The sequence below is a fragment of the Diplocloster hominis genome, assembly GCF_032380655.1.
GTDB lineage: Bacteria > Bacillota > Clostridia > Lachnospirales > Lachnospiraceae > Diplocloster > Diplocloster hominis.
Genome location: NZ_JAWDIY010000039.1, coordinates 35,943 through 43,730 on the forward strand (window position 1 = coordinate 35,943; position 7,788 = coordinate 43,730).

The following is a 7,788-nucleotide window of genomic DNA, read 5'->3' on the forward strand; positions in this document are numbered from 1 at the left end:
GGAGAATTCAATATGGCTTATTTTCAATGTAATTTTTTCAGCAGCTCACTACTGCAGAATACGGATATCCGTGTCATCATTCCGTCTCCTGATTCCGACGAGCTTATGAATGGCAGAGATCATCGTTATTTTGTAGACGGTAGCAGATTCCAGGTATTATATCTGCTTCACGGAGCGTATGGGGACTGCACAGACTGGCAGCGGTATACCAATATAGAGAAATTTGCGCAGGAATACCAGCTGGCGGTGGTTATGCCGTCGGCAGACAACAGCTTTTACCAGGACATGGCTCATGGGAAAAATGTCAAAACCTATATAACAGAGGAATTGCCCCGGTTCATCGAGTACATGTTCCCTGTATCAGGGAAGAGGGAAGACAAATTCCTTGCGGGGCTGTCCATGGGCGGATACGGCGCGTACTATCTGGCCCTGTCCTGCCCGGAACAGTACAGCAGAGCGGCCAGCCTGTCCGGCGGACTGGATCTTTGCGGTATCCGGGATGGTGTAGCCGGGGGGAGTATTCCCGGACCATTTTGCTTTCACGATATATTCGAGAGGCCGGATCAGATTATGGGCAGTGACGCGGATCTGCTGGAACTATACCGTGGCTGCCGGAAACGCGGCTGTGAGCCCTCGCTGTTTCAGGCGTGCGGGACCGGGGATTTCCTGTATGAGTCAAATATCAGAATCCGGGACCAGCTTCTTAAATTGGGGGCGGAATTAACATATCTGGAAGGGCCTGGCGGTCACGACTGGGAATTCTGGGGCGGACATATCAGAGATATTATGGAGTGGCTCCCGCTAAAAGGAGGCGCGGTAACGGGTGAATCATCTGGCTTGACAGGGTAATATCCAATCGATAATATAGAAGATAAATAAAACGAACGAAACGGGGAACAGATCATGAGTGAAGCAGTTGACATTTCCAATATCAGGAATACTGCGGCCATGCCGTCAGATTTGAAATATAAAAACCGGGTCAGGGTTCTGCAGATGTTCCGTTATGGAGAGGAACTGTCGGTAAATGATGTAGCCACGAATACCGGAATCAGCCGACAGACGGTGACAAAAGCCGTCCTCAGTTTTATGGAGAAAGGTCTGTTGAGATCAGCCGGTAAGGGAACCTCCACAGATATCGGCGGCAAAAGGCCGGAGCTGTTCTATTTTCAATACAAAAAGTATTTGCTGTGTATCGGTATGGAGGCATCAGGTATCAATATCTCACTGATGGACCTAAAAATCCGCACGATCTTAGCAAAAAACTACCCATGCCATTTAAATCTGTCGCTGGAGGAGTTTAAGGAGATATTAAAACGGGGGACCCGGGAACTGCTGGAAGGAAAGGGAATCCAACGGGATGATATCTACGGGATCAGTCTCTCGACACCGGGAATTGTAGATTACAACACCGGCATTCTAAAGTTTTGTTCGACCTGTACGGACTGGGGGCGTGACATTCCTATGTCACAGATTCTTTACGAGATGTTTCCCGGTAAAGCGATTATCATTGAAAATGTGGCTAAAATGGCCGGAAGAGCAGTACTGCTGGGGCACGAAGAGTATGAAGAGATGCGCCTGGTGGTCATATATTCCGACGAAGGGATCTCTGCCTGCTATATTGATAAGGGACATATTCTGAACGGCCGTAATTCACTCATAGGTGAGATCGGTCATATGACAGTCGATCTGACAGACGAGGAACTATGCGGCTGCGGCAGCCGGGGCTGTCTGGAACGTCTGGTAAGCCCGGCCAGGATACGCAAGATGATACAGGATCAGCCGGACAAACGCAGGCAGTCAAAAATCATGCAGTTATCCGAGGAGACGGACATCCCCCAGTTGAGCGGGCTTGCGGATCAGGGAGATGCGTTCGCCAGGGAAATAGTAAGCTATACGGCCAAAATTGTTTCCTGCGGGCTACGGAATATTTCCCTGAATTTTGATCCCCAGATCGTAATATTCCAGGGGCGGCTTGCGTACGCGGGCGAATGGTTTAACCGGGAGCTTAAGCGTTATCTGAATGAATTCCAGTATTATCCCCAGGCGACAGATGCGTTTGAGCTGCTCTACGACCGCAGGCCCCCGGCGGATCTGCAGGCATGGGGTTCTTCGCTGGCTCTGGCTAATCTATTTTTTAAGAATCCGGAATTGTATGCGGATTGAGCGGCGGGGAATAATCGGATGAACCGGGAACGCGGCGCATGGGGCTGAGTGCGGAAGTCTCTGCCGGGATAGGAGAAAAGGAGAGGATATTGATGATAAGCAGAGGACTGTCTTATTATGAAATAGCTGACGGTTTGTTTGAAATAGATGAGTTTGACTGTGCGTCCATATTTGTAATCATAGGTGAGGAGAGAGCGCTTGTTCTCGACACCGGGACAGGGATCGGGGATCTTAAATGGGTCATTGAAAACAGGATCACCTGCAAGCCCTACGAGGTGGCTTTGACTCATGCCCATCCCGATCACATCGGCGGAGCGGGCTGGTTTGATAAAATCTGGATTCACCCGGCTGACGACGACAGAAAGAAAATAGACTTGTGCAGAACGGTATCCAACAGAAGAAAATATGCGGAACTAATCCGAGAGCGGGAGGGTAAATCCTATGAGTATTCCCCGGACACGGATATCCGCAGCTGGCCGGGGGTTCCGTCCTTTGAATACCTGCACGACGCCTCGGTTTTTGAACTGGGAAACCGGCGTGTCATCGCTTATGAGTGCCCGGGGCATACCCCTGGCTCCATGGTATATCTGGATGAGAAGTCCAGAACGTTATTGGTTGGGGATGCCTGCAACGGATACTACATATTGGATCCGGGAGCCTTTGAGAGCCAAAAAGAAGCGGCGTCGGCAGCTTACCTGGCGCTTCGCAGGATCTATGACATGAGAGACCGTTACGATAAAATATATAATTTCCATCACGACTTCAGGAAATTTGGCTCTGCCCTTGACCTGCAGGTGATGAAAGACACGATGACCGGCCTGAAAAAGATCGCGGAGGACAGCGATGAGGTGATCGTTATAGAGAATGATTTTGGCGGCGAGGTCAAAACAGTGCAAAAATACGGAGCGTGTGTAATTGATTATGCGGGAGTGGAGGAGATGCTTTCATAAACAGCAGGGCCTTCCAGTCCGTTATTCCTCAAAAGGGAAGTGACATCTTCCCTTCTGCTTTATGCGGCTTCCGGATGGGATTTTATTCAATAGGGACGCGTTTGCCTCTTGAATAAGAAAATAGACTCTGGAACACATCATGCGCTGGGAGCATGTACAGCCGTTTCTTCATAACCTGAGTCAAAATCGGAAGAACCGGAGGACCCGGCTGCCCCCGCAGGAGCCTCCTCAAGGCCCGGCTCCTCCTGATACGGCAGCCGGATATAGTACTTTTTCTTGTATTCCTCCACAAGCTCCGTGTAGTTCTCCGCCTGGGAAGATTTTAAGGAACGGAAATACCCATGGGATTCGAAGGAAAGGTCATTCATCTCGATCACACTCAAGGCAACATTGGAACAGTGGTCGGCCACCCGTTCAAAATTGTTGAGCAGATCGTTGAACACAAATCCCAGCTCCAACGTACATTTACCGGCCTGGACCCGGCTGATATGGCTTGATTTCAAAGCGTCTGCCATATCCCCGATTACCTCCTTAAGCGGCTCCACCCGGTGTGCCATGTCCAGATCATTTGAGGTGAAAGCGAGGAAGGCGGTATCCAGAATCTCCCTGACGGCGTCAATGCAGATACGCAGTTCTGCGTCCGCTGCGGCAGAGAATGTCAGCTTCTTTTCGTGGAGCTCCGCGGCCAGCTCCATCACATTGACGGCGTGGTCGGAGATACGTTCCAGATCGGTGATGCTGTGGAGGCATTTGGAGGACTGGCGGGCTTCGCTGTGGGACAGCTCTTTGCCGCTTAACTTAACCAGGTAGGTACCTAACTTGTCCTCATACTTGTCCACCACGTTTTCCCGGTTAACGATTTTCTCCGCTGATTCCGGACGGTAATCAGCCAGCAGGTCAATCGACTGCAGTATATTTTTCTTAGCAGCTTCCGCCATCTTATTGATGGTGTGATTACTCTGTTCAATGGCCAGGGGCGGATAATTCAGGAAGCGTTCGTCCAAGAGGTTTTCTTCATACTCCTCATCCTCGGGTGAGGATTTGAAGGTGAGATAAACCAGCTTCTCCAACTGGCCCATGAAGGGAAGCAGTACAATGGTCGCAAACAGTTTGGCCACCGTATTGACAATGGCGATGCCTATGGCGGTGGCGGCCATGGAGGTGAAGGACAGGCCAAGCAGCCGCGTACCGGCATAATAGACCACCATGAATGCCAGGGAGCCGAATAGATTATAATACAAATAGATAAATGCGGCCCGCCGGCCGTTTTTATTTGCGCCGATACTGGATACCAACACCGGTGCACAGGCGCCGATACTCATGCCCAGGATCAGCGGGACCGCCATATCATACGATATACTGCCGGTGACGGCCAGAGCCTGAAGGATACCTACCGAAGCAGAAGAACTCTGGATCACGGCGGTGAACAGGGTTCCGGCCAGAATTCCGATGAAGGGGTTCGAGAATACGGTCAGCACGCGGATGAATTCGGCGCTGTCCTTCAGAGGTTCCACAGCGCTGCTCATAATCTGCATACCGTACATTAATATGGAGAATGCCAGCAGGATAACGCCCACATTTTTCTTCTTCGTACTGTGGGCTGTCATATACAGAATAATGCCTATGAGTGCGATGAGTGCGAAAATAGTGGACACCGAAAACAACTGTGCCGCCGTGCCGCCGTCCTGCAGTTCGGTCAGGCTTAAGATCCAGCCGGTGGCCGTGGTCCCGATATTTGCGCCCATGATGATGCCGATCGCCTGGGACAGTTTCATAACACCTGAGTTCACAAAGCCCACGACCATAACGGTGGTGGCGGAGGAACTCTGAATCACGGCCGTCACGAAGGTCCCAAGCAGAATCCCCCGAATGTGGGTGGAGGTCAGTTTTCCAAGAAATACCTCCAGCCGGCTACCGGCTACTTTTTTAAGAGAATCTCCAAGAAGCGACATGCCAAACAAAAAAAATGCGAGACCTCCCAGCAACGTAATGACTGATACGATATCCATTGTCGATAACCGACCTTTCCTTTTGTAAAAATTTGTTTAATTTTATGTTAATTCATTTTGAAGTTCCTGTCAATTTATGGTTTAATATTCTTTAATCATATTTTATATCGGTATCCTTGAAAATGACATTGTGTTGGGGAAGGATTATGTATGATCTGCTGCGAAAAGGTCATGCTAATGATTACATAGGAGGTTTTAATTATGATGCATGATATGTATTTGCCGGATCTTACAAGGTACCTGCTGGATTTGCGCCGTCAGGAGCGCAGCGCCGCCACCATTGAAAAATATGGGCGGGCATTGACGAGATTCCATGATTGGCTGCCGGAAAACAAGCAGCTGGATAAAGACAGGGTGATGGACTATAAAAACGAATTGACACATAATTTTGCGCCTGCAGGAGTCAACACCTCGTTAGCGGCTCTCAATGGGTTTTTCCGTTTTATGAGCTGGGAGGAATGTACCGTGAAACCGCTTCGCCTGCAGCGCAGGACTTTCGCGTCGAAAGAAAAGGAATTAACACGCCGGGAATATGAACGGCTGGTGGCTGCCGCCGAACGGCAGAAGAACGACAGGCTGTCCCTTCTCCTGCAAACTCTTGCCTCTACCGGCATCCGGGTTTCCGAAGTTCGTTATATCACGGTGGAGGCGGCCAGGGCAAGAAAGGCTGTGATTATTTTAAAAGGAAAAACCCGGACCATCCTGCTTCCGGAAAAGCTCTGCCGTAAATTGCTGAAATATGCCAAGGACCAAAAAATCAACTCCGGGGAGGTGTTTCTGACCAGCCGGGGCCGTCCTTTGGACCGAAAAGAGATATGGGCACAGATGAAACATCTGTGCTGTGCAGCCGGAGTAGATCCGGAAAAAGTATTCCCTCATAATTTCCGTCATCTGTTTGCAAGAATTTTTTATGCTTCTCAAAAAGATATTGCGAAATTAGCAGATTTGCTGGGACACTCCAGTGTGGAAACCACCCGTATTTATCTGCTGTCCTCCGGTGAGGAGCACATGCGGGCGTTAGACAGGCTTCACTTGATTTGCTAGAAGGATTTAAGAAAGACAGAAGATTTATTCTGTCTTGCTCATAAACAATATTGCTGATGAAACGATTCATTTCTTGCCATTTGTTTTTTTAACGCCGTCAAAAAGGTGCAGGGAACAGACCGGATTATGCCCGGTCTGTTTCCTGCACCTTTTTCTGCTCTCTGTTCATTTTGCAGACATGTTATGCATCTAAAATTTGTTGTAAAATATAAGAAATTATAGTAAAATTAAGAAAAATTATGTATTTGGCAATAGCCATCTGAAATAAACCAAGACAGAATAAATCTTCTGTCCTTTTATGAAACTCCAGTGTGACTGGACACCTGATTCGATCTGAAGGAGGAGGCTTTTATGGAAGAAGTCCTTACATATAACGACGGTTGTGTTCCGGAGTGTGCCCGCACAATGTATGTGCAGTTCCAATCTTATAAGGATAAGGTCGCCTGCGGCAAGCTCTATTCCATGTACTACAAACAGGAATTTGATTTTTATGGTTTGGATCAATTGCTGCTGATTATGGATGACATTATGGATTCCGTGAATTATCCCCAGTCCAGCGTAGGCCACAGACATTTCAAAGGCAGCAGCCCATACTTCCTGGATTTATCCGGATGGACTCTGCGAAAAGATCTGAATTCCCCAGGGGAAGAACGATTCAATGCAGCAAAAACAGGGGTCGAAATAAGGGTTTATTACCGGCAGCAAGCCAGTATGCAGGGAGAAATCAGGGTAAAAGGGCGTAAGGTCTATTTCCGCAGCGGAATGGAGCTTATGAGATTGCTGCATCAGTATTTACAAAAAAGTTAGCTGAAGGAAAGGCGCCGGATCGATTGCGGAATTATTCCGCCGAAGATTCCGCTGCGCGGTTTTTTGTTTTTTCATCCAACAGTTCCCGAAGCCTCATTAACCCTGAACCGCTGTCGAAATATTCCTTTCCGTAACTCAGATTAAACGCGTAATCAAAGTCAGCAGGATTCTGGCCCTGGCTGTGCTGCAGAATCGTCTCGGCTTTGTCCAGGGCTTTCACCAGCCTGGCTTCTTTGGTAGTACCGTCCGTATATTCCATCCATAGGTTACGGAACGTCATTCCCAGTTCCTCCGGCAGCAGAGAGGCCAGATGTTCGATCGCCCGGAGCTCCTGGGTATATTTTGCTGATTCATCCGGGTTTGTGGCGGCGGAGATGTCTCCGTCGTATAACTCTCCCATATCGTGAATCAGGCTCATCCAGACGGCTTTTTTCCAGTCGATGGAAGGGTCCTCTGCCGCAGCCAGTGCGGTAAAAAGGGTCATACACCAGCTGTGTTCCGCAGTGCTCTCCCGGCGTCCATCCTTTGTCCAGGCATAACGGGTAACCGATTTCAGTCCTTCGGCTTCCTCTATAAATTGTAAGATTTTTTCTGTTTTTTCCATGGTCTTTTCCTTTTTATTTTTTGTTTTGGCTTCTTTGTATTATACCAGCAGGAAGTGGATAGTACAATCAATACCGCATGGGATTTTGTACAGGCTCGAATGAAATTCTAAATTCCACCCTCATGCTGAATTTAGTCTTACACTCCTCCCTGTCTCTGTTTTATGATTCTTAGTGTCTCCTATCCGCAGTAGAAAGAGGTACTTATGTCTA

Annotated in this window: 7 protein-coding genes; 5 read left to right on the forward strand and 2 right to left on the reverse strand. The window is 48.7% G+C overall.

Annotated features, from left to right (window positions below; translation table 11 throughout):
* Positions 1-12 precede the first annotated feature (12 nt).
* The 3 genes from ABC831_RS22805 (at position 13) to ABC831_RS22815 (ending at position 3,113) form a co-directional block, all read left to right on the forward strand.
* Complete coding sequence (locus tag ABC831_RS22805) at positions 13-849, forward strand: alpha/beta hydrolase (RefSeq protein WP_343250371.1); 837 nt, start codon at positions 13-15, stop codon at positions 847-849.
* Between the two features lie 54 nt (positions 850-903).
* Positions 904-2,163 carry an ROK family transcriptional regulator gene (locus tag ABC831_RS22810; protein WP_343250372.1) on the forward strand — a complete coding sequence of 420 codons (1,260 nt, stop codon included), beginning with the start codon at positions 904-906 and terminating at the stop codon, positions 2,161-2,163.
* A 92-nt stretch (positions 2,164-2,255) separates the two neighbouring features.
* The gene (locus ABC831_RS22815) at positions 2,256-3,113 is read left to right on the forward strand and encodes an MBL fold metallo-hydrolase (protein ID WP_343250373.1); all 858 of its coding nucleotides are present in this window, start codon (positions 2,256-2,258) and stop codon (positions 3,111-3,113) included.
* 137 nt (positions 3,114-3,250) lie between these two features.
* On the opposite strand, the gene ABC831_RS22820 is transcribed toward ABC831_RS22815, so the two are convergent.
* Complete coding sequence (locus ABC831_RS22820; RefSeq protein WP_343250374.1) at positions 3,251-5,122, reverse strand: Na/Pi cotransporter family protein; 1,872 nt, start codon at positions 5,120-5,122, stop codon at positions 3,251-3,253.
* Positions 5,123-5,323: 201 nt separating this feature from the next.
* Here ABC831_RS22820 and ABC831_RS22825 point away from each other — a divergent pair, with 201 nt between their 5' ends.
* Together ABC831_RS22825 and ABC831_RS22830 are read left to right on the forward strand one after the other, a co-directional pair.
* A complete protein-coding gene (locus ABC831_RS22825) occupies positions 5,324-6,166 on the forward strand; it encodes a tyrosine-type recombinase/integrase (protein WP_343250375.1) in 843 nt (280 codons plus the stop codon).
* Positions 6,167-6,517: 351 nt separating this feature from the next.
* Positions 6,518-6,973, forward strand: coding sequence for a hypothetical protein (locus tag ABC831_RS22830; RefSeq protein WP_343250376.1), 456 nt, complete (start codon positions 6,518-6,520; stop codon positions 6,971-6,973).
* Between the two features lie 31 nt (positions 6,974-7,004).
* Here the strand turns inward: ABC831_RS22830 and ABC831_RS22835 are convergent, their stop codons facing one another.
* A complete protein-coding gene (locus ABC831_RS22835; RefSeq protein WP_343250377.1) occupies positions 7,005-7,577 on the reverse strand; it encodes an HD domain-containing protein in 573 nt (190 codons plus the stop codon).
* Positions 7,578-7,788 lie beyond the last annotated feature (211 nt).

Bases quoted from the DNA above. Each gene is read 5' to 3' on its own strand.
- ABC831_RS22805 (WP_343250371.1), top strand. From the start codon at position 13: ATGGCTTATTTTCAATGTAATTTTTTCAGCAGCTCACTACTGCAGAAT.
- ABC831_RS22810 (WP_343250372.1), top strand. From the start codon at position 904: ATGAGTGAAGCAGTTGACATTTCCAATATCAGGAATACTGCGGCCATG.
- ABC831_RS22815 (WP_343250373.1), top strand. From the start codon at position 2,256: ATGATAAGCAGAGGACTGTCTTATTATGAAATAGCTGACGGTTTGTTT.
- ABC831_RS22820 (WP_343250374.1), bottom strand. From the start codon at position 5,122: ATGGATATCGTATCAGTCATTACGTTGCTGGGAGGTCTCGCATTTTTT.
- ABC831_RS22825 (WP_343250375.1), top strand. From the start codon at position 5,324: ATGATGCATGATATGTATTTGCCGGATCTTACAAGGTACCTGCTGGAT.
- ABC831_RS22830 (WP_343250376.1), top strand. From the start codon at position 6,518: ATGGAAGAAGTCCTTACATATAACGACGGTTGTGTTCCGGAGTGTGCC.
- ABC831_RS22835 (WP_343250377.1), bottom strand. From the start codon at position 7,577: ATGGAAAAAACAGAAAAAATCTTACAATTTATAGAGGAAGCCGAAGGA.